Here is a 26,179-nt window from a genome sequence, read left to right on the forward strand (position 1 = left end):
ACCACTCCCGGGAATCAATAGAACCAACGCGCAGGCACCATCACCAACGCAGGGAACGCCACCATGGCAAACATGATGATGAACTGGGCAATCATGAAGGGCATCACACCACGCGTGACTTCATCCATGCTGATTTTGCCGACACCTGCCACGGCGTTCAGCACAGTACCCACAGGCGGGGTGATCAGGCCAATCGCGTTGTTGATGATGAACAGCACACCGAAGTAAACCGGGTCAATGCCCGCCGCTTTGACGACCGGCATCAGCACGGGGGTCAACAACAAAATGGTTGGCGTCATGTCAAGTGCCGTGCCTACGACCATCGTGATCATCATGATGGTCAGCATCAACAAGCGCGGACTGTCAAGTAGCGGCTTGAGCAACTCGATAAGCTGGGCAGGCAAATTGGCCACCGTGATGAGCCAAGCGGAGACCATGGCCGCTGCGACCAAAAACATCACAATGGCGCTCGTCTTGGCCGAATTCACAAACAGCGGGTACAGGTCTTTCAAGCTCAGTTCGCGGTAAACGACAGTGGAAATGAACAAGGCGTAGACCGCCGCCACCACCGCCGCCTCGGTCGGGGTGAACACCCCGAACTTCAAGCCAAAGACAACGATGAGGGGCATCACCAGGGCCCAGGTGGCTTCGCGCATGGCCACCATAATCTCACCCATGTTTTTACGCGGGGGAACTTGCACCACCTCGCGCCGCGCCAGCCACCACCACGTCACCCAGAGTGAAGCGCCCAGCATGATGCCCGGCACGATGCCGGCCATGAACAATTTGGAAATAGAAACATTGCCCGCCACGCCGAAAATCACAAAACCAATGCTGGGCGGGATCACCGGAGCGATGATGCCGGCAGAAGCGATCAAACCCGCGGAGCGTGCTCGGTCATGGCCCGCCGCCACCATCATGGGCAAGAGCAGCGCCGACAAGGCCGCAGCATCGGCCACGGCCGAGCCCGACAAAGCCGCCATGATCACCGCAGCCATGATGGTCACGTAACCCAAGCCACCTTTGATGTGGCCTACGCAGGCCATCGCAAAGTTCACGATGCGGCGGGACAATCCGCCCGCGTTCATCACTTCTCCGGCCAGCATGAAAAATGGCACGGCCAGCAAGGGGAAACTGTTGGCGCCTTCGAGCAAGTTTTGAGCGAGGATCTGCGCGTCAAACATGTTCAGGTGCCACATCAAGGCCACACCGCACAACAACAAAGAAAATGCGATGGGAATCCCGATGGCCATGGCACCGAGCAGGGAAAAAACAAAAACTGCGATCGTCATTTCTTTCTCCGTCGCACTCAGGCTTTGTGGCCGCTGTGAGGCGATTCTTCGGTTTCTTGGATCATCACCAGGTCCTCATCGCGCACTTGACCGGTCAGCAAGCGCAGCAATTCGACCAGCAAAATCAGGCCCCCCAATACAGCAAACACCACGCCGGGCGCATAGACCCAGGCCATGGACACTTCCATCACCGCACTGGTGCTGTCCAGGTTGATCAAGGTTTGCTGGTAGGCGCCTTTGAACAAGAGCCAGCAGATGTAAAGCATCAAAACGTAGGACAGTGCCAAGCAGAACTTCTTGCCCGCCGGACCCAACTTGCTCACCAACATGTCTGTGCCCAAGTGGCCGCGCTCTTTCAGGGCCACGATGGCGCCCAAAAAGGTCATCCAAACAAACAACCAGCGCGACAACTCTTCGGACATGGTCAGGCCCGAGTTGAAGGCATAGCGCATGACCACATTGCCAAACACCAAAACCACCATCACCGCCAAGCAAGCGGACATGACCACGCGCAAGAGGCTGGAAAAACTGTCCATGATTTTTTGAATCAACACACCGCTCCTCATGTAGATACCCACTAATGTACGAACTGGTTAGTTTTTTTATCACAGGGAAAACCCTGATCAAACCCACGCCAGAGGCCTAGCAGTTATGCCGGGATGGAATGGCTGACAAAGCGCAAGATCAAGTCGACCACATGACCCCGCTTGAGGGTGGTGGCCTTGTCTTGGCTGGCACGGTCTTGGAAGATCAGGCCGAAGGTGTGGCGGTTCGAGACATTGAAAAACGTGAACGCCGAGATGGCCGAATGGATGTCCACAGGGTCCAGGCCGGCCCTGAACACGCCCTGAACCACGCCTCGATCGTAAACATCCCGCACCGACTCGATGGCCTTGGAGTTGAGCTGTTGGATGCTCTGGCTCTGGCGTAAATAGTCACCCCGCTGGATGTTTTCGTTCATCACCAAGCGTATGAAGTCTTCGTTGTCGCGGTGGTGGTCATACGTGAACTCCACCAGCTTTTGCAAGGCATCGGTGGGCGGCAAGTCGTCCAGATGCAAGTCAGACTCGATGGCCCGCATGCGCCGATAAGCCTCCTCCAGCACCGCCAAGTACAAACCGTCCTTGCTGCCGAAGTAGTAATAGATCATGCGCTTGCTGGTGCGCGTGGCGGCCGCAATCGCATCGATGCGGGCCCCGCTCAGGCCCTTGTCGGCAAACTCGTGTGTGGCCACAGCCAAAATCTCGGCCATCGTGCGGGCCGGGTCGTTGGTTCGGCTGGACTCTTTGACTGACTCGGGGTTTGGAAGATCTGTCACGGGGATATGTACCAATTGGTTCATTTGGGGAGTATAGGGGCGAATCAAATTGCAGCAGACTCCAAGAAAGCCCTATGGGTGAGAAGTTTGGGTATATTTCAATGGATTTGTGTTTGAACCAGAAAGCCCCCATGTCCAGCTCCCAAGAAGCCCTTGATCCACGCGACTGGATTGCAGGACTTGAAAAAGGTCTACACATCATCGAGGCCTTTGACGCTGCTCACCCACGCCTGACGGCCACCGAAATGGGCGAGCGGTGCGGGATGACCCGTACGGCGGCTAGACGGTACTTGAAAACACTGGTCCATCTGGGCTATGTCGGCACAGATGGCAAGCTCTATTGGTTGATGCCGCGCATCTTGCGGCTGGGCCATGCCTATCTGGAGTCGGCACGCTTGCCGCGTTTGGTTCAACCCTTTTTACAACGCATCACCGCGGGCACCGAGGAGATCGCTTACCTGGGCGTGCTGGACGGTGGCGACACGATTTTCATTGCCCGTAGCGGCTTGCAGCGTCACATGGCCAGCGGGTACATGACAGGCACCCGAGTGCCCACGCAGGTGACGGCTGCAGGCATGATCATGCTGGCTTACAGCGACGAAGCTTTCATCGATGAGTGGATGACAACACATGACTTGCGGGCTTTCACTTCTTTCACCTTGTCCAGCAAGACCGATTTAAAAGAGACCCTGCTCGGTTTTAAGCGCCAAGGATGGTCTGTGTCAGAGCAACAACTCGAACTGAACTTCAGGGGTATTGCCGTACCACTTCTGGATAGACACAGCAAGGTTCTCGGTGCGATCAGCATCACCATGCCAATCAACCGAGAAGAAACAGACCACGCGCTCAAACGAGTACTGCCAGTGCTTCAAGAGGCCGCCCACAGCCTTCGCCCGCTGCTTTAAAACAGTCGGGTACCTCTCATCTACCTAGAACGAATGGTTTGTTCAGCGTTTGCAGGGTTCAGGGTGTGCTGGTCGCCGCCGTGGTGGTGTGAGCTCCGCCCAGGAACAACCGCTCCATCTGAGGATCCGCAAGGATTTCAGCAGCAGATTTATAAAGCACCAAACGACCCGACTCCAAAGCGATGGCATTGTCGGAGTACTTGAGCGCACTCTTGACGTTCTGCTCGACCATCAGAACGGTGGTGCCTTGATCCGCCAGTTTGCGCAACAACTTGAAAACATCCTGCACAACGATGGGCGACAGACCAATAGAGGGTTCATCGATCAACAAGACCTTGGGGCGCAGCAGCAAGGCACGGCCGATTTCCAGCTGCTTTTGCTCGCCACCCGACAAGGCCGAGGCACGCGAATTCATGCGTTCCTTCACGCGCGGGAAAAAATCCAAAACCTCCGGAATGCGTTCGTGGGTGGTCTTCATCCCGATTGTGATGCCGCCCAGTTCCAAGTTTTCGTAAACGCTGAGTTGGCCAAACAAATTTCGGCCTTGGGGCACAAAAGCGATGCCATTGGCCAACAAGGATTTTTGTGAGGCACCCGTAATGTCTTTGCCATGGAGATAAACCTTGCCCTGACGGGGTTTGAGCAAGCCGAACAGCGTCTTGAGAACCGTGGATTTGCCAGCGCCGTTGGGACCGATGAGCAAAGTGATCGAGCCTTTGGGAACTTTGAAGGACAAGTTGTTCAGGATCATGAAATCCTTGTAGCCTGCGACCACATCGGCGAATTCAATGCAGGTGTCTGTGGTGTGTACTGTCATGTCAGTTCCCCAAATAGGCGTCGAGCACCTGCTTGTTGGCACGGATTTCATCGGGTGTTCCGATGGCCAACACCTGGCCCTCCACCATCACCATGATGCGGTGACACAAGTCCATCACGAAGTCCATGTTGTGCTCAATCACCACGAAACTACCTTTGCGTGTGCGGTTCAACTCCTTGAGCAAAGTACTGATACCGCCCACCAAGGAAGGGTTCACCCCTGCACATGGCTCGTCGAGCAAAACCAAATCAGGCTCACTCATGAAGGCCATCGCAATGTCCACCAATTTTTGCTGGCCATAACTCAGCTCGCCAGCCTTTTTGTCGGCCACATGGCGGATATGAAACTGGTCAATCAGCGCGTCAGCCTTGTCACCTAGCCCAGAGTCACTGGGTGCAAACATGCGACTGAACATGCTGCCTTGATGCTCTTGCGCCGCCACGATCAGGTTATCGCGCACGGTCATCTTGCCAAACACCTGCAGCGTCTGAAAGGTGCGACCAACGCCAAGACGGCTCAATGCCAATGGACCGAGTGTGGTGACATCTTGTCCTTTGAGTTCAATCTTGCCCTCATCGGGCGTGATCTGACCCAGCATGCTGTTGAACAAGGTGGTCTTTCCGGAGCCGTTCGGGCCGATCACGCCAAAAATTTCTCCGGGAAGCACGTCAAACGACACCCCTCCCACGGCCTGGATAGCGCCATAGGCCTTTTTCATATTGGAGACTCTAAGAACAGGCTGAATCATGCTTTGACTCCTTGGGCAGCACGGGCGGCCGAAGCAGCGCGTGATTGGCGACGCGCCTTGATGCGGTCAGGAATGCTGAGCAAGCCATCGGGCAGCCAGATCATTAGCACAACGACAGCCGTGCCAAACACAAACAAATACCAGGCTTGGGCAAAACGCAGCCATTCGGGCAACACCACACCCACCGCAGAACCAAGGATGGGACCAAGAAAATAACCAGGACCACCCACCACCACCATCAGGTACATCATGATGGAGGCGCCGACTGTGAAGAGTGCGGGATCAATAAAGCCCACCTGCGACGCATAGAGCCCGCCAGCCAAGCCAGCAAAGGTAGCGCCAATGGCAAAGCTCAGCAGTGTGTAGCCTCGTGTGTCAATGCCCAAACTCTCTGCCCGTATAGGATTGTCACGAAGGGCCGTAAATGCCTTGCCCCAGGGTGATCTCAACAGTGCCCACAAAATCAGAGCCAGCACCACCGTGAAAAACAAAACCATGCGGTAGTAAGCGAGATTGCCATCAAAACTGACTCCTCCTAAGCTGGGTCGGGCAATGTTGTTGATGCCAAAGGTGCCACCTGTGAGCCATTCTTCATTGCGCATGACCAACCATGCTGCGGTATTGAATCCCAAGGTCGCAAATGCCAAGTAAATGGTTTGTACACGCAGCGCGGGGAAGCCCACGATCAAGCCAGTCATGAAACACAACAAGCCACCAGCTGGCAGCGCCAACCAAAAGCTGATGCCTGCCTTCAAGCAGATGGCCACGGTGTAAGCGCCAATACCAAAGAAAGCCGCGTGGCCCAAAGATTTTTGTCCGGCATAACCCACTGTCAAATTCAAACCCATGGTGGCAATGATGAATACCAGCCATGTTGTGAAAATGTGAATGCCGTAGTTTTTCAAATAGGCCGGCACAATGGCCAGGGCAACCAAAAAGGCCAAACCCATCAACAGATTGAGCTTTTTCATACTTTGCGCTCCTCTTTGCGACCCAAGAGGCCTTGAGGCTTGAACAAAATCACCACCATGAAAATAATCAAAGCCACGGCATCTTTATAGGCCGACGAAATGTAAGCCGCTGCCAAGTTTTCGGAAACACCCACAATCAAACCACCCAACAAGGCACCGCGCGTATTGTTGAAGCCACCAATGATGGCGGCAAAGAAAGCCTTGGTACCCAATGATTCGCCCATATCGAACTTCGCCAAATAAATGGGCGTGACCAATAGTGCCGCTGCAGCTGCCAAAATGGCATTGATCGCAAAGGTGTAAAAAATCATCCGTGGCACATTGATGCCAAGTACCGACGCACTTTCTGTGTTCTGCGCAACAGCCTGCATGGCACGGCCTGTAACGGTTTTGGCCAAAAAGGCTTGTGTCATCAACACCAAACCCAGCGCCATGATGAAGGTACCAATGTCGGACGCTGAAATATTGATACCTGCCAAGTTATAGACTTGGTCAGGGAAAATCATGGGAAAGGGTTGTGGCTCTGAGCTGTAGCCCGCGCGTACACCATTGCGCATGGCAATGGACAAACCAATGGTAGCCACCACGATGGGCATCATGCCGTACTTGAAAAGGGGGTCAACCAAGCCACGCTTGAACAGCCAACCCAGCACCAAAACAGATACGACCACACTGATCGCAAAACTGGCAGACAAAGCCATGCCGTTGTGCAGCATGATGACCATGATGAAAGCCGGCAACATGACAAATTCGCCTTGCGCAAAGTTGATGGTGCCCGAGGCTTGCCAAAGCAATGTAAAACCGAGCGCCGCCAGCGCATAAATGCTGCCTGTTGCAAGGCCGCTAAAAAAGAGTTGAAGAAAATCGGTCATCGTCTTTTCACCATCCTAAAATTTTGGCAGGTGTATCCCACATCATGGCTTGAAGCTGAGCCGGCGTGAACCAACGCTCCATCAGTTTGAGTAGGGTTCCGTAATCGAGGCGATAAGTGCCTCTAAGGTGTGGCCAGTCAGAAGCCCACATACAACGATCAGGCCCAAAGGCGTTCCAAGTTTTCATGACGTGCGCATGCGTGTCATCAAATGGAAAACCTGTTTGAGAAAACTTAGCAAAGCCAGAAATTTTGATCACGCCCAAGCCGCTGTCGGCCAATTCCCAAAGTGCTTGCAGCCCAGACGCATTGGGGCCGTCGGCCAAATGCGGTCTGCCGCAATGGTCAATCATGGTTTTGACACCTTTGCGTTGAATGCGTGGCCATAAGGCCTCAAGTTGATTTGCAGACACTTGAAACTGCGCCCACATATCAAGGTCCCGCAATAGTCCAAGCAATGGATCAATGTCGGAGTAATAGTCCAAGCCATGCAATGAGGTATTGAATGCAACGCCCACAATACCTTGCACTTGTAAGTCTTTCAGTGCTTGCCTGCTGATATTGGCATGAACCACCGCAATCCCTTTAAACCGATTGCCGCCTTGCGCAATAGCATCGATCAAACACCGGTTGTCTAAGCCATAGCCAGAGTTAGGTCCAACCAATAAAGCATGCCGAGTACCGTATGCGTCCATGACATGTTTGTAATAGTCGGCCGTGCCTATTTCTTGGCCATGAGGGTGATATGGAACCTCAGCAGGATATGGAAAACGTGTTGGATCAAGGACATGACAATGTCCATCGATCTTAGGCCGATCGAAGATGTTCATCGGTCAACAAGAGATTAGAAAGTCGCTTGGACGACTGCCCGCAATTCGGCTGTGACTTCGGGCCGTACACCAAACCAAGCTTCAAAAGCAGGTACTGCTTGATTGAGCAACATGCCGAGTCCATTGACTGTGACATGGCCGCGTAAACGAGCTTGCTCGAGCAGGGGTGTTTCAAGTGGAATGTAGATGGCATCAGACACCATGGCATGGGTAGGCAATGCATCCAAACGCACATCGAGTGAAGGTTGGCCATGCATCCCCTGAGTTGTGGTGTTGACCAACAACTTGACATCCGCCATAGCTTCATTGCGCTCTGCCCATGAAACAACTTTCACGCGTGGACCAAATGCTTCGGCCAACGCTTGTGCACGTTCTTGGGTTCTATTGGCAATGCGTACTTCGGGCACACCTTGTTCAAGCAAGCCCACGACGATGGCTCGTGCAGCGCCGCCAGCCCCTAAGACCAAAGCGGCGCCGGCATCACCTCGCCATGCAGGGTTGGCGTCTCGAAGGCTTTGGATATAGCCATTACCATCGTTATTGACGCCAAGCAAACTGCCATCGGGACGAACCACAATGGTATTGATGGCAGCAATATGACGCGCTGCAGGCGTCAACTCGTCCATGAGTTTCATGGCGTTAACTTTGTGTGGCACTGTGACGTTACAACCTGCGAAACCCAAAGCGGACAAACCACGGATAGCGGCTTCCAATTTCTCGGGCTGCACCGGCAATTGAACATAAGCGCCTTTGAGCTCGTGTTTGGCAATCCAGTGGTTGTGAATGGCGGGAGACCGGGTGTGAGCCACAGGCCAACCCATGACTCCCGCTAAAACAAATCGCTTGTCAGACATTTCAAGAACCCATACAAAGTTAACGCAGCAAGATTACTTCTTGTTCAAAGGGGGCAGTGTTTCTGCAACAACTGTTTTGCCATTGCGAATTTCAGTGATGAAGCTTTCGCGGTCAATGTCGCCCTTGTCGTCGAAACAAACGTCCATCAAAATACCAGGGTGCTGTTTGGCAGAAAAGCAGCTGTTACGAATGGCAGCAGCGGCAGCCTTACGGTCTACCTTGCCAGATTTTTCAATGGCGGCTTTCAATATATAAACCGCTGTGTAGCCTTTCACACCATTGTGATCAGAAACCGAGTTGTACATGGCTTGGTACTTCTTGCCCCAAGCTTGGAGCTGTGGAGCTTCAACCGTCAAACCCACGTGGGCGACTGCACCATTAGCGGCTTCACCTGCCAACTCAACCACTTTGGCGCTGGTCAACACGGTTTCTCCAATGACGGGCTTGTTCCAGCCTTGCTTGCGCAATTCACGCAACAGACGTGCTGATTCCTCTTCGTTGGTGTATGCAAACAATGCGTCAGCGCCAGATTGCTTGGCTTGAATCACGGCAGCAGAGAAGTCCACTTGGCCGGATTCAGTCGAAATTTCAGCCACAATTTGAGTTGGCCCTGTTGCCAGCAAACCTTTGATGGTGGATTGACCTCCTTTGCCGAAGTCGTTGTTCACGTACAAGACGGCCAACTTTTTAGATTTCCCTTGGATGTAGCGAGCCAATTTAGGGAAGGAAATGCTTTGACCAAAAGCTGTGCGGAACACCCAAGGGTTACCTTGCTGTGTAATTGCAGCGGCTTCACCACCCGTGAAGTTAGGAATCTCACCTCGCTTGCTCTCTGTCATGGAAACCATGATGGAGCCGGAGTAAACAGGACCCATGATGGCAAACACGTCATTGTCAACCGCCTTCTGTGTCAAGCCTTTGGCCACACCGGGGTTGGTTTGCGTGTCTTCAGAAGTAAAGCTAATTTTCCGACCTGAAATTCCACCCGCCGCGTTGATTTCCTTGATGGCCATTTCAACGCCTTGTTTGAACATCACGCCAGAGGTGGTACCAGGGCCAGACATCTCAACGATGTTGGCGATTTTGATGTCTTGGGCTTGCGCCAAACCTGATGCAGACAATGCGGCGCAAATGGCCAAGGTTTTCAGGGTTGCTTTCACAGAGGTCTCCTCGGGGGGTGGAATCAGGCCAATCGGCAAGGCCATGGGGGTTGAAAAACTTTTTCCATGCAAGGCAAGGTGAAACGAATGTAGGTTGAATTTGAGTAATCTTGTCAATTCAATGATTGAATTCGTTCGATAATCGTTCAAAATAGATCAATGATCGAACGATTTAGGGGTTAAACCCGAGGAAGGTCATTGAGATAAAGCATGCAGCACAGCCAGATAGGCAAACACCAAACCAGGTCCAATCGTGATGCCTGGGGCGGGGTACACCCCGCCCATGATGGAATTCATGTCGTTGCCCACGGCGTACAAACTCTCGATAACTTGCCCTTGCGCATTGAGAATCTGTGCGTGTTCGTTGGTCTGCAAGCCTTGCGCTGCGCCAATGTCGCCGGGGTAGAGCTTGACAGCGTAATAAGGCCCTTCGCTGATCGCCCCCAAATTGGGGTTGCGGCCACCGGCTGCGGCGTCGCCAATGTTGTGCTGATAGGCCGTCTCACCGCGTTGGAACTGGGTGTCCACACCGGTTTGGGCAAAGGTGTTGTTGTCGGCCACCGATTGGGCCAGCCCCTGCGCCGAGATGCCCAGCTTGTCGGCCAGCTCTTGCAGGCTGGCGGCTTCGGTCAAGTAGCCATCGGCCAAGAACGGCGCCAGCCCCTTACCGCCGGGGCGCACCATACCCATGCCGTATTGGCGCAAGGCTTTGGCATCGGCCACCATGTAAGCGGGAACGGCTTGCTGGGCCGCCTGCATGCCCAGCGCAAACAGGTGGTAAGAGGTGCTCTCGTTGACAAAGCGCTCGCCCGCCTGGTTGACGGTGATCATGCCGGGCTTGGCGCGGTCCATCACGAAATGCGGGAAAACCGCCGTGCTGCCATCGGGGCGTTGACGCAAAGACACGGGCGCCCAGAGGGCAGGGCTTTGTGCGCCCTGCCCCTCGACGGCACCCAAGCCTCGCGCCAAAGTGAGCGCCTCTCCGGTGTGGCCGGGTGCAGCAGGGCTCCACTCGGCAGGAATACCGGGCAACTTTTGCGAACGCAAAACCGGGTCGCGGTTGAAGCCGCCACTGGCCAATACCACGCCATGCTTGGCCACCACACGGGCCTTGCCGGTGGCGCTGCTCAAGCGCACAGCCACCACACGGCCACTCGCGTCACGCTCCAGCGCATCGACCGAGGTTTTCAGCGCCAGCGTGGCGTGGGCGTGCTGCGACAAAGAATGCAGCAAACGGCCCACCAGCGCGTTGCCCATGACCAAGCGGGTGCCACGGGCATGGGTCAAGCGATCTCGCAGGTGACGCACCAAGATGCTGAGCGCGTGCTTGAGCGACGCCCAAGACTGGGTCATGGACAGCAAGTGGTTGATGTCGGTACGGTCCACCATCATGCCGCCGAGCACGGTGAACTCGGGGATAGGTGGGCGCAGCAAGGAAAACAGATCGCCCAGAAAGCGACCATCAAAAGGCAGGGGCTCTAAGGCGCGGCCATTCAAGGTCGAGCCGGGCAAATCGCTGATGTAGTCAGGGTGCTTGGGGTAGGGCCGGTATTTCATGGACGAGTAAGCTTCGATTTTGGCCACAGCGTCGCCACCATGCTTCAAAAAGGCTTCGCGCAAAGCAGCAGGCGCTTGCGCGCCCACCGCGTGGTTCAGGTAAGTCGTCACGGCGGCCAGGTTGTCGCCGGGGTTGACGGCTGCAGCATGGTGGGTGCCCGGTACCCAGGTGGTGCCCGCCGACCAGGCGGTGGTGCCGCCCACGAACTCGGTGCGCTCGACGACCAGCACCTTGGCGCCGTCGATGGCGGCAAACACCGCTGCCGACAAGCCCGCACCGCCCGCACCAATGACCACCAAGTCAAATTCGGTGCCGTCCTGAACACCATCCAGACCGTTCCTCAGGACGCGCATCTCATACCCCCATCAAAAATTCAACCATCAAGTCTTTCACCTGTGCGAACATGTCAGCGCCCGTGAGGGTATTGCATCCGACCGCCCTGGCCGACTCGATCATGGGAGGCACGGCAGGAGCGGTGATGACACAGCCCACGAACATAGCGGGTGTAAATTTTGTGGATTCAATCGGGTGTGGATCGCCCGCTTTCATACCGACCGGTGTGGCGTTGATGGCGATGTCAAAGCCCGTCGGGTCCCTGCTGCCCGCTACCACGTGGCATTCGCCCATAGAAGCCAAGCGCTGTAACAGCGCGTCGCGCCGAGCCGTGTCTTCGTCGTGGATAGCCAGTTCGCGCACACCGCTGGTCACCAGCGAATACGCAATGGCCGAACCGGCACCACCAGCGCCCACCAGCAAAGCCTTTTGATCTTGCAACTTGCAGCCTTTGATTGCCAAGGCCTTCACATAACCCAGGCCGTCGAACATGTCGCCATGCCAGCTGCCATCGGGATTGCGGCGCAAGGTGTTGATGGATTTCAAAAACGCGCCCCGGTCCGAGGTCGTGGCGCACAGCTCAAAGTAAGCGAATTTGTGTGGCACGGTGACGATGATGCCGTCCACGTTTTTGCACAGCGACACACCTGCCGTCCAGACCGCCAGATCGGCCGGGGCCACATGGGCCGGGATGCACACCGCATTCAGCCCTGCATCCTGAAAAGCCTGGCTCACGCCCGAGGGCGATTTGACCTGGGCAATCGGGTCGCCCACGATGAAATGGATGCGCGAAGCGCCGTCAAGGATCAAGGGCTGTTTCGGGTTCATGGCCACGATGATACATAAAAATGGAATTAAATTCTATTTTTGAATTTATTTCCAAAAATCCATATACTCAGGCCATTGACGCACCCCATTGCACACCCCAAAACACCCATGCACAAGTTCCCTCTGGCCGTGATTGGCGTTGGCGTGATTGGCCGGACGCACATCGAGCGCATCCTGAAAACACCCGAATTCGCTCTGGTGGGGGTGGCCGAACCTGGCGAGGCGGCTCGCCAGTGGTGTGCTGAGCGCAACATCCCCACCTTTGACAACCACCCTGCCCTGCTGGAAGCCACACGGCCCCAAGGCGTGGTGATCGCCACACCCAACGCCACCCATGTGGATGTGGCCGCCGACTGCATGGCGCGCGGCATCGCGGTGCTGATTGAAAAACCGGTGGCTGACACGCTGGCCGCCGCCGAGCGCCTGATCCAGCTGGAAAAGGACACCGGTGTGCCGGTGCTGGTGGGGCACCACCGCCGCCACAACCCGATCTTGCAAAGGGCCCGACAAATCATGGCCGACGGTCGCCTGGGCCAGGTGCTCAGCGCCAACGTGATGGCCAACTTCTACAAGCCCGAGGCCTACTTCGATGTGCCTTGGCGCCGCCAAGCCGGTGGCGGGCCGGTGCTGATCAACTTGATCCACGACATCGACATGCTGGTCTACCTGCTGGGCGAAGTGCGTGCGGTGCAAGGCAGCCTGTCCAGCGCGGTGCGCGGTTTTGAAGTCGAAGACACCGGCGCAGCCCTTTTGGAATTTGCCAGCGGCACGCAAGCGGTGATGACGGTGTCCGACACCACCGTCTCACCTTGGTGCTGGGATTTTTGTGCTGGCGAGCAAGGCCAGTACCCCCGACAAAATGTGCAGTCGCACTTTTTGTCGGGTACGCAGGGCTCGCTGTCACTGCCCGATTTGGACTTGTGGCGCTACCCCGGCGAGCGCCATTGGCACCGCAAAATGGTCCGCGAACAAAGCCGTGTGCACGACACCGATGTGTACGTTCAGCAATTGCGGCACTTTCGCGCGGTGGCTGAGCGGCGCGAACCCCCCATCTGCTCGGCACTGGACGGCTGGCGCACTTTGCAAGCCACATTGGCTTTGCTGCAGGCGGCACGCACCGGTCAACGTCAAACCTGCCCGGCCTTCACGGCGTCAAGGAATCCCACATGAGCGGCGTTCTCGAACGAACTTTGAGCATCCTCGAATTGCTCTCGCAACACGGCGAAGGTCTGGAACTGGCTGCCATTGCCGATCAGCTCGACATCCCGCGCAGTGGCACACACCGCCTGCTGACCGACCTGGTGCGCCTGGGCTATGTGCGCCAGACACGCGGCCACGGCGACTACCTGCTGACCACCAAACTGGTCTCCATGGGCCTGAGCTACCTGAGCAACAGCGGCATCGTGGACATTGCCCAGCCCCTGCTCAACCGCTTGGCCGAAGTTTCGGGCGAGCTGGTGCGCCTCTCTGTGGTCGATGGCGAGCGCCTGACCTGGGTGGCCCGCGCCCAAGGTGCACGCAAAGGCTTGCGATACGACCCCGACATGGGCAGCGATGCGCGCTTGTCGTGCTCGTCCTCGGGCTGGGCCTTGCTCTCGACGCTGAGCGATGACGCGGCCCTGGCCTTGGTGGCCAAACAAGGTCTGGGCCTGCCCGAACAGTTCGGCCCCGCCGCACCCACCAGCTTGCAAGCCGTGATGGAGGCCGTGACCCAAACCCGCGAGCGGGGCTACAGCCTGACCACCGACACCTACACCGCAGGCCTGTCGGCCATGTCCGCACCCGTGCGTTTTGCCGGACAGCCCGCGTTTGGCGTGCTGACGATTGCGGGCCCCACGGTGCGCTTCACCCCCGAAAAAATGCAAGCCTTGGCGCCCGAGCTGCAAAGCATCGCGCAGCAGCTGGCCGCGTCCAGTGGCGCATCGCCCTTTTTCAGCCTCACGGCCGAAACCGGCAGCGCCGCCCCCACCGATGGCCGCAAACCGATTTACGCGGTGTGATGTGCGCGAGCCGATGAACGCTGCAAAGCCCTCCAACGAACACTGCGACCTGCTGGTCGTGGGCTCGGGCGCGGGCGCACTGTCGGCCGCCGTCATGGCGGCGCACCTGGGCCTGAAAGTCATCGTGGTCGAAAAAGACCCGCAATACGGCGGCACCACGGCTTGGTCGGGCGGCTGGATGTGGGTGCCGCGCAACCCGCTGGCCATCGAGGCGGGCCTGGTCGAGCGCATCGAAAAACCGCTGTCTTACCTGCGCCGCGAACTGGGCGAAAAATTCGACGAAGCCCGCGCCCTGGCCTTCCTGAACAACGGCCCGCGCATGGTCGAGTTCTTTCGCCGCAACACCGCGCTGCAGTTCATCGATGGCAACGCCATTCCCGACTTTCACGGCCACACAATCGACGCGGCGCTGGGTGGCCGCTCGATTTGCGCAGCGCCTTTCGATGCCCGCCAACTGGGCGATCGCCTGCACGACCTCAAGCCCCCGCTGCACGAGACCACGCTGTGGGGCATGGGCATCGCCTCGGGTGCGGAGCTGCGGCATTTCTTGAACGCGCTGCACAAGCCAGCATCCTTTTGGCACGTCGCTCAACTGCTGCTGCGCCATGGGCGTGACTTGTTGGTTCACCGCCGCGGCACACGGCTGGTCAACGGCAACGCCTTGATCGGAGGGCTGGCCAAATCCGCATTCGATCTGGACGTTCAAATTCGCGTGAACAGCCCCGCTGTGCGTTTGCTGCAAAGCGAAGGCCGCGTCACGGGTGCTGTGGTGCAAACACCCAATGGCGAAGTCAGCATCCAAGCCCGCTGCGGCGTGCTGCTGGCTACTGGCGGCTTTCCACACGACCCAGCGCGCAAACAGCAACTGCTGCCGCATGCGCCCACGGGCCACGAGCACTGGTCAGCGGGCAACCGGGGCAACACGGGCGACGGCCTGCGCTTGGGCGAATCCGCAGGCGGCGTGGTGGCGGGCGACTTGGTGCAAGCGGCGGCATTGGCCCCGGTGTCTTTGGTGCCTCGCTCCGACGGCAGCGTGGCGCATTTCCCGCATCTGATCGAACGCGCCAAACCCGGCCTGATCGCCGTGACGGCGCAAGGCCAACGCTTTGCCAACGAGGCCAACTCGTACCACGACTTCATGCAAGACCTGCTGGCGGCGATACCTGCTGGTCACCAGCCCGAGGCTTGGTTGATTTGCGACCACTTGTTTCTGCGCTACTACGGCCTGGGTGCGGTCAAACCGGCACCTATGTCGCTCGGCCCTTGGTTGAAAAACGGTTACCTGAAACGCGGGCTGTCCCTGGCTGAGCTGGCAAAGGCCTGTGGCATCGATGCGCAGGCTCTGCAAGCCACGGTGGAGCGCTACAACGCCTTGGCGCAAGTCGGCAAAGACCAAGACTTTGGCAAAGGCGAAACGCCCTACAACCGCATCCAGGGCGACGCCATCAACGCCGCCCGGCGCGGTCTGCGCAACCCCTGCATGGGTCCCATCGAACGCGGCCCGTTTTATGCCGTGAAAGTCGTCATGGGCAGCTTGGGCACCTTTGCCGGTTTGCGCGTGAACGACCACGCGCAAGTCATCAATGCCCAAGGCCAAGCCATCCCCGGTCTGTATGCCGGTGGCAATGACCTCAGCAGCATGATGGGCGGCCACTACCCGGCCGGCGGCATCACGCTGGGTCCGGCCATGACCTTTGGCTTCATCGCCGCACACCACGCCGCAGGCCGCGATCCAGCCTCCACCTGCGAATACCCGATCACCCACACGTCAACCGACAACTCGAAAGCCCAGACCATGTACTACGAACTCGCCACCATGACACTGCCCTTTGGCACCGCAGGCCAAGCCGCAACGAACGTGCAAGCCTTTGCCACGGCGCCTGAGGCCCAGGGCGAACTGCTGGGCTGCTGGTTCACCGACATCGGCGTGCTCAACCAGATGATCGTACTGCGCGGCTTTGCCACATTGGACGCTTTGCAGGCCGAACGCGAACGCACCCAGCAAAGCGCCAGCCCATTCGGTTGCGGCGAGATGTACCAGTCGCTTGCGCAACACAGCTACAAAGGCTTCCCCTGGATGAAGCCGGTGCGCCCCAGCGCGGAGAGCGGCATCACCGGCCCGGTTTACGAGATCCGCACCTACGGCATCAAAACCGGCGGCGTGCAGCCCACCATCGACCTGTGGGAACAATACGTGCCCGCCCGCGACAAGCTCTCGCCTTGCGTGGTGGCCATGGTCGCGCTGGACGGCCCGCTGCGTTTCACCAACATCTGGGCCTACGACAGCCTGAATGCCCGCAGCCAAATCCGTGGTGAAGCCGTGGCCCAGGGCATCTGGCCGCCCAAAGGTGGACCTGCGCACTTGACGACGAACATGGTCTCGACCATCGCCATGCCCACAGCGGTGTCGCCTTTGAAATAGATTCCATGACCCGCATCTACTCACTCGCCTACCTGAGTTCACACCGTTGCACCCCGGCCGAAGCCATCCGGGTGGCCGCACAAACAAGCTACAGCTTTGTCGGTCTGCGTCTGTGGCCCAACGCCGCAGGCGCGCCGCAGCAGCACCTGCTGGGCCAGCCTGCGGCCCTGCGCGAAACCTTGGCGGCACAAGCCGACACCGGTGTGGGCGTGTTCGATCTGGAGATCATCCGCATTGGTGAGCAGTTCGACCCGCACACATGGGATGCGCTCTACGACGTGGGTGCGGCCCTGAAGGCCAAGGCCATATTGGTAGCCGGAGACGACACCAACGAAGCACGCCTGACCGACAACTACGCCCGCCTGTGCGAAATCATGAAGCCGTTTGGCATGACGGCTGACTTGGAGTTCATGCCCTGGACGGCTGTGAAAGATGCGAAATCTGCGCTGCGGATCGTGCAAGGCGCAGGCAGCCCGGCCAACGCGGGCATCTTGGTCGATGCGCTGCATGTGGGCCGGTCCACGACCACACTCGAAGACATCCGCGCCATACCGCGCAGGCTCTTGCACTACGCACAGATTTGCGATGCGGAAGCAGGATTGAACTTCACGACCGAACAAATGATCCACACTGCACGCTGCGACCGCCTCTTACCTGGAGACGGCACCATCGATGTCAAAGGGATTTTTAAAGGCTTGCCTGCCGACCTGCCCGTGAGCGTGGAGGTGGTGAACTTCAGCCGCGAAGCCAACAACTCGGTCCAAGACTGGGCCGCCGAATGCCTGGCCAAAAGCCGCCCCTTTGTGGAACACTGATTCCTCAAAATATTTTTGAGTAATTGATGGTTTTGAACGCTACGGCCTTCTTCACGCTAGCAAATCCCTGTCGATGCAGAGTCGGTCAAACTGCCATTTCGAAAAAAGGGAAAAAGGTCATTGTGATCAAAACCGGAAAGCGTGATACCAGCTTTCAAGATTGGAGGTAATTCAAGGGTCAATGCCTCCCAACCAAACGGTGAACTATCGTCCCCAAGACGATGACACACACAGCCGCTGCAGTAAATGCATAGGCCAACCAACCCATGTCCACACTTTGTGCCATGAGCAAAACGCCTGCGGACTGTCCAAAAAACAGCGAACTGGCAAACAAGGTCACAGCCGTTCCCCGCGCTGCCGGCGCCATCTGCGTGGCTTGCACTTGCAAGGTGTTGTGCATCATGTAAAAGCCAAGTCCTGTAAGGGTGCAGGCCAGCATGCCCACCCAAGCCGCACTGCCCCAGGCCAACAACAAAAAGCCTGTCACGATCAAGCCAGCACCGGTGCGCACCAGGCCGCGCTCGCCCAGCCAAGCCAGCCAACGCCGAGCCATTTGGCTGTAAAGCAAGCCCCCTAGGCCGTAGAGCATCATCACCGACCCTGCTGCCACCACACTCAGCCCATAGTGCTGGTGCAAATGCGTGGGCATGAAAGCCATGGACCCGAAAACCAATGCCCCTTCGCTGGCCGTGACGCCCAGCACCCAGCGCACGCGAGGCATGCCCAACAACTGCCCCGTTGTGCGTAGCGAAGCCAGTAAACCCGGCGCATCTGAAGCCACGGCGAGCGGATGCCGGGACAGCAAACGCCACAACAAGGCTGCGGCTAACGAAAATAAGGCCGACAGGACCACAAAGGCAGTGCGCCAACCCAAGTTTTCGGCGGCAAAACCGCCAAACCACAAACCACTCATCATGCCGATCACGGTAGCGCTCATGATCTTGGCCAAAGTTTCCTGCCGCCTCTCGTAGGGCACTTGGTCGCCCACCCAAGCCAATGCCAATGGAATGATGCCCGCTCCCGCCATGCCCATGAAACCGCGCATGATGACGAGCATGGACAAATGACCCGACATGGCTGTGATTACGCTGAAAAGCGCACAGGCTAACACTGCCCAAGACACCACTCGCAACTTGCCAAAACGGTCACCTAAAGGACCATAAAGCAACTGAGAAAACCCATATGCCACGGCATACACCGAGACCACAGCCGAAGCATCTCCGGTACTGACTTGGAACTCATCGCTGAGCACCACCAGCATGGGATCGCCAATGCGCATGGCTGCCATGCTGGCAAAACCCGCCAAGCCCAAGACCTTCAGGTACTGACTCTCGAGACTTGGCGTGAGTTGGCTCATGCGCTGGCTGTCAGGCCAATTGCTGCTCCAGGTCATGCAAGACCTGGTAACACGGCAAGACTTGCGCAATGCTGGAATTGGGCTCTCGGCCTTCATGGATCGCGGCAAAAAATTCGCGGTCTTGCAGCTCAATCCCGTTCATAGACACCGCCACTTTGGACACGTCGATTTGTTCTTCCTTGCCGGTGTAAAGGTCGTCGTAACGAGCCAGGTAGGTTCCCGTATCGCCGATATAGCGAAAGTAGGTGCCCAAGGGACCGTCGTTGTTGAAGCTGAGGGACAAAGTGCAGATCGCGCCGTTGGCGGCTTGCAACTGGATGCTCATGTCCATGGCGATGCCAAGCGTAGGGTGAATTGGGCCCTGCACCGCATTGGCCTTGACGATGGGGCTGCCGCACTGGTAGGCAAACAGGTCCACGGTGTGCGCAGCGTGATGCCACAGCAGGTGGTCGGTCCAACTGCGGGCCTGGCCCAGCGCGTTCATGTTGGTGCGCCGGAAAAAGTAGGTCTGCACATCCATTTGCTGGATGTGGAATTCACCGGCCTTGATTTTGTGATTCACCCACTGGTGGCTGGGATTGAAACGGCGGGTATGACCCACCATGGCAACGAGACCCGTTTCTTTTTGGACACGCAAAACTTCTTGCCCCTCCTTGTACACGTCGCACAGTGGGATTTCGACCTGCACATGCTTACCCGCTTGAAGGCAAGCCAGGGTCTGGCTGGCGTGCATTTGTGTGGGTGTGCACAAGATGACGGCGTCGACTTCTTTCAAAGCCAGCGACTCGTTCAGGTCGGTGGTGACGTGGGCGATGCCGTATTTGTCAGCCACTTCTTTGGTTTTAGCGAACTCACGCCCGATCAAGGAAACGACTTCAACGCCGTCGATGTTTTTGATGCCGTCCAGGTGTTTGATGCCGAAGGCACCTGCGCCCGCGAGGGCGACTTTGATGGTTTTACTCATGTTTTCTCCAATACTCAGGTGTTCTCAAGAATGGCGTGACCCACCGCCGTGTTGCTGGCAGGCACATGGTAGAAACGATGACGCAGTTGAGGTGCCGGGCCAGTGGCTTTGCCACCCTCGATGTCGCTCATCGCACCTCGGGCAATTAACCACATCACCAGCTCAATGCCTTCGCTGCCCGCTTCGCGAACGTAATCAATGTGCGGTGTTTTGGCCGCAGCCACCGGGTCGTTGATGAGTTGATCCAGCCAAGCGTTATCCCACTCGCGGTTGATGAGCCCGGCACGCGCACCCTGCAGTTGGTGGCTCATGCCACCTGTGCCCCAGATGTGCACATTCAGGTCTTCGTCAAAGCTCTCGACCGCTTTGCGGATGGCTTGCCCCAAGTTGAAGCAACGCTGGCCACTGGGTACAGGGTACTGGACCACGTTCACGGCAAACGGAATCACCGGGCAAGGCCAAGCGTCTTTCACCGGGTCCAGCTCACCGCACATCAGGGACAAGGGCACCGTGAGGCCGTGGTCCACATCCATCTTGTTGACGATGGTCAGATCAAAGTCCTGCTGGATGACCGATTGGGCGATGTGCGAAGCCAGCTCCGGGTGACCCTTGACGACCGGCACAGGGCGCGGACCCCATCCCTCGTCAGCAGGCTGGTACTCGGGCGCCGTGCCGATGGCAAACGTGGGGATCATGTCGAGGCTGAAGGCCGTGGCGTGGTCGTTGAACACCAAAATGATCACGTCAGGTTTGTTGTCCTTCATCCACTGCTTGGAGAACTCGTAGCCCGCAAACAGGGGTTTCCAGTAGTCTTCTTTCGTCTTGCCCAGGTCCATGGCCGCACCAATGGCGGGGACATGCGAGGTGAAAACGGAGGCGGTGATTTTGGCCATGTTTATGCTGCCTTTCCTGCTGCACGTTGGGTTTGACCCGCTGCCCCTTGGGGCTGGCGGTGCGCCTGCGCATCGCCGTCCTCGCCAATGAAGCGGTTGCCTTCGATGCTGCGGCCGCCTTGAACCATCATGTTGCGGTATTCCTCTTCGGTCATGCCGGTCATGGAGCCTGCCATTTGTTGGAAGCTCTTGCCGTCGGTCGAACCGATTTTGGCGAGGAAGTAAATGTTGCCACCGGTGCGCATGCACCAGTTCAGGTCTCGGGCCAAAACGGCTTGTTTTTGTTCCTCGCTCATCGGCCATTCGTCCAGATATGCGCGTTCATCGGCCTTGAAGCGCTCCCGGTTCTCAGCCTTCATCAGCGACATGCAAAACTGGTTGATCCAGTAGCCTTTGCGCGATTGCTCAGCGTCAAAAATGATCGTGCCGGGCACGTCGGTGTAGGGTTTGTCGAGTGCCATCAGTTGCTCTCCTCGGGCCAGTACAGGCGCATCGGGTTGTCCACCAAAAGCTTGCGTTGCAGCTCAGATGTGGGGGCGATGAGCGGGATGAAGTCCACCAGCAGACCATCGTCGGGCATGTGGTCTTTCAAGTTAGGGTGAGGCCAGTCGGTGCCCCAGAGCACGCGATCCGGGAACTCCTCGACGATGCGCTTGGCAAATGGGATCACGTCTTTGTAAGCGCCCGAATCTAAGTCTTTTTCGCCGCTCAAAGCCTTGGGGCCTGTGACCGACAAACGTTCTGGGCAAGACACTTTGCTCCACACGTTTTTGTGCTCGCGCATGAATTTTTGAAACAACGCAAACTGCGGGCCATCCACTGGCAAAGACACATCGGGCCGCCCCATGTGGTCCACCACCACGGTGGTGGGAAGTGCGGTGAAGAAATCCCACAGTTCGGGCAGGTCCACCGCTTCAAAGTAAATCACGACATGCCAGCCCCATTTCTGGATGCGGCCGGCGATTTCCAGCAACTCATCCTTGGGCGTGAAATCGACCAAGCGCTTGACGAAGTTGAAGCGCACACCGCGCACACCCGCGTCGTGCATGGCCTGAATTTCTTCGTCGGTCACGCTGCGTTTGACGGTGGCGACGCCACGCGCCTTGCCACCGGAGTTGACCAAGGCATCGACCATGGCGCTGTTGTCTGCGCCGTGGCAGGTGGCCTGCACCACCACATTGCGCGCAAAGCCCAAATGGTCGCGCAAGGCATACAGCTGGTTTTTGGACGCATCACAGGGCGTGTACTTGCGCTCCGGCGCATAGGGAAACTGCGCACCTGGGCCAAACACATGGCAGTGGGCGTCCACAGCGCCTGCAGGCAACTTGAAGTTGGGCTTGGCTGGGCCGGTGTACCAGTCCATCCAGCCCGCGGTTTTGGTGAAGCCACCGGTGGTGGGTTTTGTCATGATGGCGCCTTAATCGATGTATTTCAAACCTGCAGCGGCCAGCGGCTCACGCATCTTGTACATGTCCAGACCCAGCACGCCAGAAGCGAGCTTGGCGCGTTTTTCGCCTTCAAAGCTTTCGCGTTTTTGCGCCGCTTCCAGGGTTTGCACCGCACGGGCTGCGGGTACGCAAACCACACCATCGTCGTCGGCCACGATCACGTCACCGGGTGTCACGATCATGCCCGCGCACACCACAGGGATGTTGACGGAGCCAATGGTGGCCTTGATGCAACCCTTGCTGCTGATGGCTTTGCTCCACACCGGGAAGTTAATTTTTTGCAGCTCTTTCACATCACGCACACCGGCATCGATGATCAAAGCGCGTGCGCCACGGGCCTGAAAGGATGTGGCCAATAAGTCGCCAAAGTAGCCGTCGGTGCAATCGGCCGTGATGGCCGCCACCACGATGTCACCCGGCTGAATCTGCTCGGCCACCACATGCATCATCCAGTTGTCCCCGGGGTGCAGGAGCACCGTGACGGCCGTGCCCGACACTTGCGCACCGGGATAGATGGGGCGCATGTAAGGCTTCATGAGGCCGACACGGCCCATAGCTTCGTGCACCGTGGCCGAGCCGAGTGCACCCAGGCCATCAGCGGCTGCGCGGTCTGCGCGGGTGATGTTGCGGTAAACAACGCCGAGTTCGTACATGTTCTTTCCTTTGTTAATCAGTTGGTGACAGAGCTAAAGATCTGTCACGAAAAGTCCTTAGATGCCTTTGGCCGTCAGCTGGTCGTCCAGACGCTTGAACACGCGGCGTGCATTGCCTTCGTAGACCATGTAACGCTCTTGGTCGTTCAAGTTGGCTGTGGCTTGCACGTAGCGCTTGGTGTCATCAAAGTAGTGGCCGGTTTCCGGGTCGATGCCGCGCACCGCGCCGATCATCTCGGAGGCAAACAGAATGTTCTTGACTGGGATCACTTTGGTCAGCAAGTCGATGCCCGGCTGGTGGTACACGCAGGTGTCAAAGAAGATGTTGTTGAGCAAGTGCTCGGTCAACAAAGGTTTTTTGAGTTCTTGCGCCAAGCCACGGAAACGGCCCCAGTGGTAAGGCACCGCGCCACCGCCGTGCGGGATCAAAAACTTCAGCGTCGGGAAATCCTTGAACAGATCGCTGGTCAGGCACTGCATGAAAGCGGTGGTGTCGGCGTTCAGGTAGTGGGCGCCGGTGGTGTGAAAGCAGCTGTTGCAGCTGGTGCTCACATGGATCATCGCGGGGATGTCGTACTCGACCATCTTTTCGTAAATCGGGTACCAAGCCTTGTCGCTCAAAGGTGGCGAAGTCCAATGACCACCCGAGGGGTCGGGGTTCAGGTTGATGCCCACGTTGCCGTATTGCTCGACGCACTTGACCAGCTCGGGAATGCAGGTGACCGGATCCACCCCGGGCGACTGGGGAAGCATGGCCGCTGGCACAAAGTGGTCGGGGAACAACTGCCCAACACGGAAGCAAAGCTCATTGCAAATGGCCGCCCAAGTGGACGACACATTGAAGTCGCCAATGTGGTGGGCCATGAAGCTGGCGCGGGGGCTGAAGATGGTGATGTCCGAGCCTCGCTCTTTCATCTTGGCCAGTTGGTTGGTCTCGATGGTCTCGCGCAGTTCGTCGTCACTGATTTTCAGATCTGACACTTTGGGCATGGACGCGGGATCTTTGATGCCCGCAATTTGCTTGTTGCGCCAATCCTCCAACGCTTTGGGGGCGGTGGTGTAGTGGCCGTGCACGTCGATGATCAAGGGTTTCGTTTGACTCATGGTGGCTTCCTGGAGTGACCTGCGGATGCTTTGAATTGTGACTTGACAACTTGCGACTGAGCATCCTCATGGGCATCTATCAGATAGATCAAAAACGCATATCCAACATTCAGATATGACAAAATGTCTTGTACCAAAAGCCCGCAAAAACCCCCATGGACCTCAAACAGCTTGAATATTTTGTGCGCGTGGCGGAACTGGGCAGTTTCACCCGCGCCGCCCAAGCCTTGAACATCGCTCAACCGGCCCTGAGCCGCCAAGTGCGACTGCTCGAAGTGGAGTTACGCCAAAACATGCTGGTGCGTAACGGACGGGGCGCCACGCCCACCCAAGCCGGGCAACTGCTGCTCGAGCACGGGCGGGGCATCTTGCACCAAGTCGAACGTGCGCGTGAAGAACTCGGTCGGGTGCGCTCGGGGCTCACGGGTCGCGTTGCGCTCGGGCTTCCGCCCAGCGTGGCCCGTATGCTCACGGTCCCGTTGACCCGCGCCTTTCGCGCCAAAATGCCAGAGGCCCAGCTGTCCATCAGCGAGGGCCTGTCAAGCGCGATGCAGGAAAACCTGCAAAACGGCCGCTTGGACATTGCCGTGCTCTACAACCCCAGTCTCATGCCGGGCATCGAGCACACGCCCTTGGTTCAAGAAGAATTGTTGCTGGTGCAGCCGCGTCCACCCGGCTTGCAGGAAGACCCTCCCCCACCCGCGATCAGCTTGCAAGAAGTAGCCGCCCTGCCTTTGGTCATCCCCACGCGCCCCAATGCGATCCGAATGCATGTGGAATCAGAAATGGCCGCCATCGGCTGCCGCCCTCACATAGCCTTGGAGATCGATGGTGTGAGTGCCATTCTTGACTTGGTGGCCGACGGCGCAGGCTACGCCATCTTGCCGCGCAACGCCGTCATGAGATCGGTGCGACCTTCGGCCTACACCGTCCGTTCGGTCTCTGCGCCGGCTTTGACCATTCAACTCACAACAGCCATCAGTTCCTTGCGCCCCACCACCTTGACCCAACAAGCCACACTCGCATTGATCACCGAAATCTCTCAGGCCTGGCTGGTCGCTGGTTAACGGCTCAGAGTGGGTAGTACTGCAAAACCCACAGCAAACCACTGAGGGAAAAGAAAGACAGCACCGTCGTCACCAGCGCGGCAGCTGCACTGACCGCGCCATGCCCATGACGTTGACTCAAAATCGTGTAAATGCCCATCATGGGCAAAGCGCTTGTCAACAAAACCGCTGAACGCAGTGCTGGGTCAGCAATCGGGACCACCCAAGCGAGCAAACCCCACATGACCAATGGGCTGATGAGCAACTTGCCAACCACAATTTGAGCCACCGTGCCTTGCAAGCCATTCACCTTGAGTCCCACCAAAGAGCCGCCAATGACAAAGAGCGACAAGGCCGCGCTGGCTTGAGCAAACAAATTCACAGTTCGTCCTATGGGTGCGGGCATGGTCAAGCCTGAAAGCGAAAACAAGAAGCCACCCACAATGCCCCAAATCATGGGGTTTTGTGCCAAGTTCTTGAAGGTTTGCCATATCAACAGCCGCCAACGGCCAGCCAGACCACCGTCAGAATCCGCCACCGCCAGCAAGAGTGGAATCATCAAGAGGTTTTCCACGACCATGTTCAAGGCCAGTGCCACACCCGCCACCGGTCCAAAGCTGAGCAACATGATCGGATAACCCACAAAACCGCTGTTGGGGCAAGACATCCCCATGGCCATCATGCTGCCAAAGCTCAGGCTATGACCCTTGACCTTTCGAGCCCAAAAAAGCCCCCCTCCCGTCACCACCAGGGCGCCCATGGCGTAGGCCAAAAGATAAGAAGGATTGAGGATTTCTGACACGGTGCGCTGCGACAGCGCGTTAAACAACAACGCGGGCAGCGCCAGGTTCAGAGTGAACTTGCCAAAAACCTGCATGTCGCTTTGCGCAAACAAGCCTTGACGAGTCGCCCAATAACCCAGCGCGATGGCGCAGTAAATTGGGCCGGTAATCCCCAAAATGTCCAAAGTGGTGCCCATTCAGTAACTTTG

26 protein-coding genes and 1 pseudogene are annotated in these 26,179 nt (G+C 57.5%); 7 read left to right on the forward strand and 20 right to left on the reverse strand.

All coding sequences use genetic code 11. The features are described 5' to 3' along the window. Positions 1-14: 14 nt before the first annotated feature. The 3 genes from SWE17_RS09925 to SWE17_RS09935 all read right to left on the reverse strand — a co-directional run bounded on the left by SWE17_RS09925 (position 15) and on the right by SWE17_RS09935 (position 2,634). Positions 15-1,292, reverse strand: a complete 1,278-nt coding sequence (locus SWE17_RS09925) for a TRAP transporter large permease subunit (RefSeq protein ID WP_322992938.1) — start codon at positions 1,290-1,292, stop codon at positions 15-17. A 17-nt stretch (positions 1,293-1,309) separates the two neighbouring features. Next, a complete protein-coding gene (locus SWE17_RS09930) occupies positions 1,310-1,828 on the reverse strand; it encodes a TRAP transporter small permease (protein WP_322992939.1) in 519 nt (172 codons plus the stop codon). A gap of 113 nt (positions 1,829-1,941) precedes the next feature. Beyond that, the gene (locus SWE17_RS09935; protein ID WP_322992940.1) at positions 1,942-2,634 is read right to left on the reverse strand and encodes a TetR/AcrR family transcriptional regulator; all 693 of its coding nucleotides are present in this window, start codon (positions 2,632-2,634) and stop codon (positions 1,942-1,944) included. A 107-nt stretch (positions 2,635-2,741) separates the two neighbouring features. Here SWE17_RS09935 and SWE17_RS09940 point away from each other — a divergent pair, with 107 nt between their 5' ends. After that, complete coding sequence (locus SWE17_RS09940) at positions 2,742-3,515, forward strand: IclR family transcriptional regulator domain-containing protein (RefSeq protein WP_322992941.1); 774 nt, start codon at positions 2,742-2,744, stop codon at positions 3,513-3,515. A 58-nt stretch (positions 3,516-3,573) separates the two neighbouring features. On the opposite strand, the gene SWE17_RS09945 is transcribed toward SWE17_RS09940, so the two are convergent. The 9 genes from SWE17_RS09945 to SWE17_RS09985 all read right to left on the reverse strand — a co-directional run bounded on the left by SWE17_RS09945 (position 3,574) and on the right by SWE17_RS09985 (position 12,486). Next, positions 3,574-4,332 (reverse strand): ABC transporter ATP-binding protein, encoded by a 759-nt coding sequence (locus tag SWE17_RS09945; RefSeq protein ID WP_322992942.1) that lies wholly within the window; start codon positions 4,330-4,332, stop codon positions 3,574-3,576. A 1-nt stretch (position 4,333) separates the two neighbouring features. After that, the gene (locus SWE17_RS09950; RefSeq protein ID WP_322992943.1) at positions 4,334-5,080 is read right to left on the reverse strand and encodes an ABC transporter ATP-binding protein; all 747 of its coding nucleotides are present in this window, start codon (positions 5,078-5,080) and stop codon (positions 4,334-4,336) included. Next, positions 5,077-6,051: a branched-chain amino acid ABC transporter permease gene (locus tag SWE17_RS09955; RefSeq protein WP_322992944.1), complete on the reverse strand. Its 975-nt coding sequence runs from the start codon at positions 6,049-6,051 to the stop codon at positions 5,077-5,079. The genes SWE17_RS09950 and SWE17_RS09955 overlap by 4 nt, the downstream gene beginning before the upstream one ends. After that, positions 6,048-6,923: a branched-chain amino acid ABC transporter permease gene (locus SWE17_RS09960; protein ID WP_322992945.1), complete on the reverse strand. Its 876-nt coding sequence runs from the start codon at positions 6,921-6,923 to the stop codon at positions 6,048-6,050. Before SWE17_RS09960 ends, SWE17_RS09955 begins: the two co-directional genes overlap by 4 nt. Before the next feature lie 7 nt (positions 6,924-6,930). After that, entirely contained in the window at positions 6,931-7,752 is an 822-nt protein-coding gene (locus SWE17_RS09965; RefSeq protein ID WP_322992946.1) for an amidohydrolase family protein, read from the reverse strand. 14 nt (positions 7,753-7,766) lie between these two features. After that, positions 7,767-8,606, reverse strand: coding sequence for a shikimate dehydrogenase (locus SWE17_RS09970; RefSeq protein ID WP_322992947.1), 840 nt, complete (start codon positions 8,604-8,606; stop codon positions 7,767-7,769). 33 nt (positions 8,607-8,639) lie between these two features. Then, a complete protein-coding gene (locus SWE17_RS09975; RefSeq protein ID WP_322992948.1) occupies positions 8,640-9,767 on the reverse strand; it encodes an ABC transporter substrate-binding protein in 1,128 nt (375 codons plus the stop codon). 195 nt (positions 9,768-9,962) lie between these two features. Continuing rightward, entirely contained in the window at positions 9,963-11,678 is a 1,716-nt protein-coding gene (locus SWE17_RS09980; protein ID WP_322992949.1) for an FAD-dependent oxidoreductase, read from the reverse strand. A gap of 1 nt (position 11,679) precedes the next feature. After that, the gene (locus SWE17_RS09985; protein WP_322992950.1) at positions 11,680-12,486 is read right to left on the reverse strand and encodes a shikimate dehydrogenase family protein; all 807 of its coding nucleotides are present in this window, start codon (positions 12,484-12,486) and stop codon (positions 11,680-11,682) included. Between the two features lie 108 nt (positions 12,487-12,594). Here SWE17_RS09985 and SWE17_RS09990 point away from each other — a divergent pair, with 108 nt between their 5' ends. The 5 genes and pseudogenes from SWE17_RS09990 (at position 12,595) to SWE17_RS10005 (ending at position 17,723) form a co-directional block, all read left to right on the forward strand. After that, entirely contained in the window at positions 12,595-13,656 is a 1,062-nt protein-coding gene (locus tag SWE17_RS09990) for a Gfo/Idh/MocA family oxidoreductase (RefSeq protein ID WP_322992951.1), read from the forward strand. After that, positions 13,653-14,486 (forward strand): IclR family transcriptional regulator, encoded by an 834-nt coding sequence (locus tag SWE17_RS09995; protein WP_322992952.1) that lies wholly within the window; start codon positions 13,653-13,655, stop codon positions 14,484-14,486. Before SWE17_RS09990 ends, SWE17_RS09995 begins: the two co-directional genes overlap by 4 nt. A gap of 13 nt (positions 14,487-14,499) precedes the next feature. After that, positions 14,500-16,212: pseudogene (locus tag SWE17_RS10000) on the forward strand (FAD-dependent oxidoreductase); the annotation flags it as partial. 69 nt (positions 16,213-16,281) lie between these two features. Continuing rightward, positions 16,282-16,908: an NIPSNAP family protein gene (locus SWE17_RS15365; RefSeq protein WP_416235005.1), complete on the forward strand. Its 627-nt coding sequence runs from the start codon at positions 16,282-16,284 to the stop codon at positions 16,906-16,908. A gap of 5 nt (positions 16,909-16,913) precedes the next feature. Continuing rightward, a complete protein-coding gene (locus SWE17_RS10005; protein ID WP_322992954.1) occupies positions 16,914-17,723 on the forward strand; it encodes a sugar phosphate isomerase/epimerase in 810 nt (269 codons plus the stop codon). Between the two features lie 178 nt (positions 17,724-17,901). On the opposite strand, the gene SWE17_RS10010 is transcribed toward SWE17_RS10005, so the two are convergent. Genes SWE17_RS10010 through SWE17_RS10040 form a run of 7 tightly spaced genes read right to left on the reverse strand, consistent with a single transcriptional unit; the run spans position 17,902 to position 24,124 of the window. Continuing rightward, positions 17,902-19,116 (reverse strand): MFS transporter, encoded by a 1,215-nt coding sequence (locus SWE17_RS10010; protein WP_322992955.1) that lies wholly within the window; start codon positions 19,114-19,116, stop codon positions 17,902-17,904. Then, positions 19,091-20,044 carry a Gfo/Idh/MocA family oxidoreductase gene (locus tag SWE17_RS10015; RefSeq protein WP_322992956.1) on the reverse strand — a complete coding sequence of 318 codons (954 nt, stop codon included), beginning with the start codon at positions 20,042-20,044 and terminating at the stop codon, positions 19,091-19,093. The genes SWE17_RS10010 and SWE17_RS10015 overlap by 26 nt, the downstream gene beginning before the upstream one ends. A gap of 14 nt (positions 20,045-20,058) precedes the next feature. Further along, entirely contained in the window at positions 20,059-20,937 is an 879-nt protein-coding gene (locus SWE17_RS10020; RefSeq protein ID WP_322992957.1) for a class III extradiol dioxygenase subunit beta, read from the reverse strand. A gap of 2 nt (positions 20,938-20,939) precedes the next feature. Next, entirely contained in the window at positions 20,940-21,398 is a 459-nt protein-coding gene (ligA, locus tag SWE17_RS10025) for a protocatechuate 4,5-dioxygenase subunit alpha (protein WP_322992958.1), read from the reverse strand. Then, positions 21,398-22,345, reverse strand: coding sequence for an amidohydrolase family protein (locus SWE17_RS10030; protein ID WP_322992959.1), 948 nt, complete (start codon positions 22,343-22,345; stop codon positions 21,398-21,400). The genes ligA and SWE17_RS10030 overlap by 1 nt, the downstream gene beginning before the upstream one ends. A gap of 9 nt (positions 22,346-22,354) precedes the next feature. Beyond that, on the reverse strand, positions 22,355-23,038 hold the full coding sequence (ligK, locus tag SWE17_RS10035) for a 4-carboxy-4-hydroxy-2-oxoadipate aldolase/oxaloacetate decarboxylase (protein WP_322992960.1): 684 nt from the start codon (positions 23,036-23,038) through the stop codon (positions 22,355-22,357). A gap of 57 nt (positions 23,039-23,095) precedes the next feature. Beyond that, entirely contained in the window at positions 23,096-24,124 is a 1,029-nt protein-coding gene (locus tag SWE17_RS10040) for an amidohydrolase family protein (protein WP_322992974.1), read from the reverse strand. A 173-nt stretch (positions 24,125-24,297) separates the two neighbouring features. On the opposite strand from SWE17_RS10040, the gene SWE17_RS10045 reads away from it, so the two are divergent. Then, positions 24,298-25,209, forward strand: coding sequence for a LysR substrate-binding domain-containing protein (locus SWE17_RS10045; RefSeq protein WP_322992961.1), 912 nt, complete (start codon positions 24,298-24,300; stop codon positions 25,207-25,209). Between the two features lie 4 nt (positions 25,210-25,213). Here the strand turns inward: SWE17_RS10045 and SWE17_RS10050 are convergent, their stop codons facing one another. Then, entirely contained in the window at positions 25,214-26,167 is a 954-nt protein-coding gene (locus SWE17_RS10050) for an AEC family transporter (protein WP_322992962.1), read from the reverse strand. Positions 26,168-26,179 lie beyond the last annotated feature (12 nt).

Source organism: Limnohabitans sp. (assembly GCF_034680285.1).
In the GTDB taxonomy this organism is placed as follows: Bacteria; Pseudomonadota; Gammaproteobacteria; order Burkholderiales; family Burkholderiaceae_C; genus Limnohabitans_A.

Coding starts and splice junctions, on each gene's coding strand:
- SWE17_RS09925 (WP_322992938.1), bottom strand. CDS start 1,292: ATGACGATCGCAGTTTTTGTTTTTTCCCTGCTCGGTGCCATGGCCATC.
- SWE17_RS09930 (WP_322992939.1), bottom strand. CDS start 1,828: ATGGACAGTTTTTCCAGCCTCTTGCGCGTGGTCATGTCCGCTTGCTTG.
- SWE17_RS09935 (WP_322992940.1), bottom strand. CDS start 2,634: ATGAACCAATTGGTACATATCCCCGTGACAGATCTTCCAAACCCCGAG.
- SWE17_RS09940 (WP_322992941.1), top strand. CDS start 2,742: ATGTCCAGCTCCCAAGAAGCCCTTGATCCACGCGACTGGATTGCAGGA.
- SWE17_RS09945 (WP_322992942.1), bottom strand. CDS start 4,332: ATGACAGTACACACCACAGACACCTGCATTGAATTCGCCGATGTGGTC.
- SWE17_RS09950 (WP_322992943.1), bottom strand. CDS start 5,080: ATGATTCAGCCTGTTCTTAGAGTCTCCAATATGAAAAAGGCCTATGGC.
- SWE17_RS09955 (WP_322992944.1), bottom strand. CDS start 6,051: ATGAAAAAGCTCAATCTGTTGATGGGTTTGGCCTTTTTGGTTGCCCTG.
- SWE17_RS09960 (WP_322992945.1), bottom strand. CDS start 6,923: ATGACCGATTTTCTTCAACTCTTTTTTAGCGGCCTTGCAACAGGCAGC.
- SWE17_RS09965 (WP_322992946.1), bottom strand. CDS start 7,752: ATGAACATCTTCGATCGGCCTAAGATCGATGGACATTGTCATGTCCTT.
- SWE17_RS09970 (WP_322992947.1), bottom strand. CDS start 8,606: ATGTCTGACAAGCGATTTGTTTTAGCGGGAGTCATGGGTTGGCCTGTG.
- SWE17_RS09980 (WP_322992949.1), bottom strand. CDS start 11,678: ATGCGCGTCCTGAGGAACGGTCTGGATGGTGTTCAGGACGGCACCGAA.
- SWE17_RS09985 (WP_322992950.1), bottom strand. CDS start 12,486: ATGAACCCGAAACAGCCCTTGATCCTTGACGGCGCTTCGCGCATCCAT.
- SWE17_RS09990 (WP_322992951.1), top strand. CDS start 12,595: ATGCACAAGTTCCCTCTGGCCGTGATTGGCGTTGGCGTGATTGGCCGG.
- SWE17_RS09995 (WP_322992952.1), top strand. CDS start 13,653: ATGAGCGGCGTTCTCGAACGAACTTTGAGCATCCTCGAATTGCTCTCG.
- SWE17_RS15365 (WP_416235005.1), top strand. CDS start 16,282: ATGTACTACGAACTCGCCACCATGACACTGCCCTTTGGCACCGCAGGC.
- SWE17_RS10005 (WP_322992954.1), top strand. CDS start 16,914: ATGACCCGCATCTACTCACTCGCCTACCTGAGTTCACACCGTTGCACC.
- SWE17_RS10010 (WP_322992955.1), bottom strand. CDS start 19,116: ATGACCTGGAGCAGCAATTGGCCTGACAGCCAGCGCATGAGCCAACTC.
- SWE17_RS10015 (WP_322992956.1), bottom strand. CDS start 20,044: ATGAGTAAAACCATCAAAGTCGCCCTCGCGGGCGCAGGTGCCTTCGGC.
- SWE17_RS10020 (WP_322992957.1), bottom strand. CDS start 20,937: ATGGCCAAAATCACCGCCTCCGTTTTCACCTCGCATGTCCCCGCCATT.
- ligA (WP_322992958.1), bottom strand. CDS start 21,398: ATGGCACTCGACAAACCCTACACCGACGTGCCCGGCACGATCATTTTT.
- SWE17_RS10030 (WP_322992959.1), bottom strand. CDS start 22,345: ATGACAAAACCCACCACCGGTGGCTTCACCAAAACCGCGGGCTGGATG.
- ligK (WP_322992960.1), bottom strand. CDS start 23,038: ATGTACGAACTCGGCGTTGTTTACCGCAACATCACCCGCGCAGACCGC.
- SWE17_RS10045 (WP_322992961.1), top strand. CDS start 24,298: ATGGACCTCAAACAGCTTGAATATTTTGTGCGCGTGGCGGAACTGGGC.
- SWE17_RS10050 (WP_322992962.1), bottom strand. CDS start 26,167: ATGGGCACCACTTTGGACATTTTGGGGATTACCGGCCCAATTTACTGC.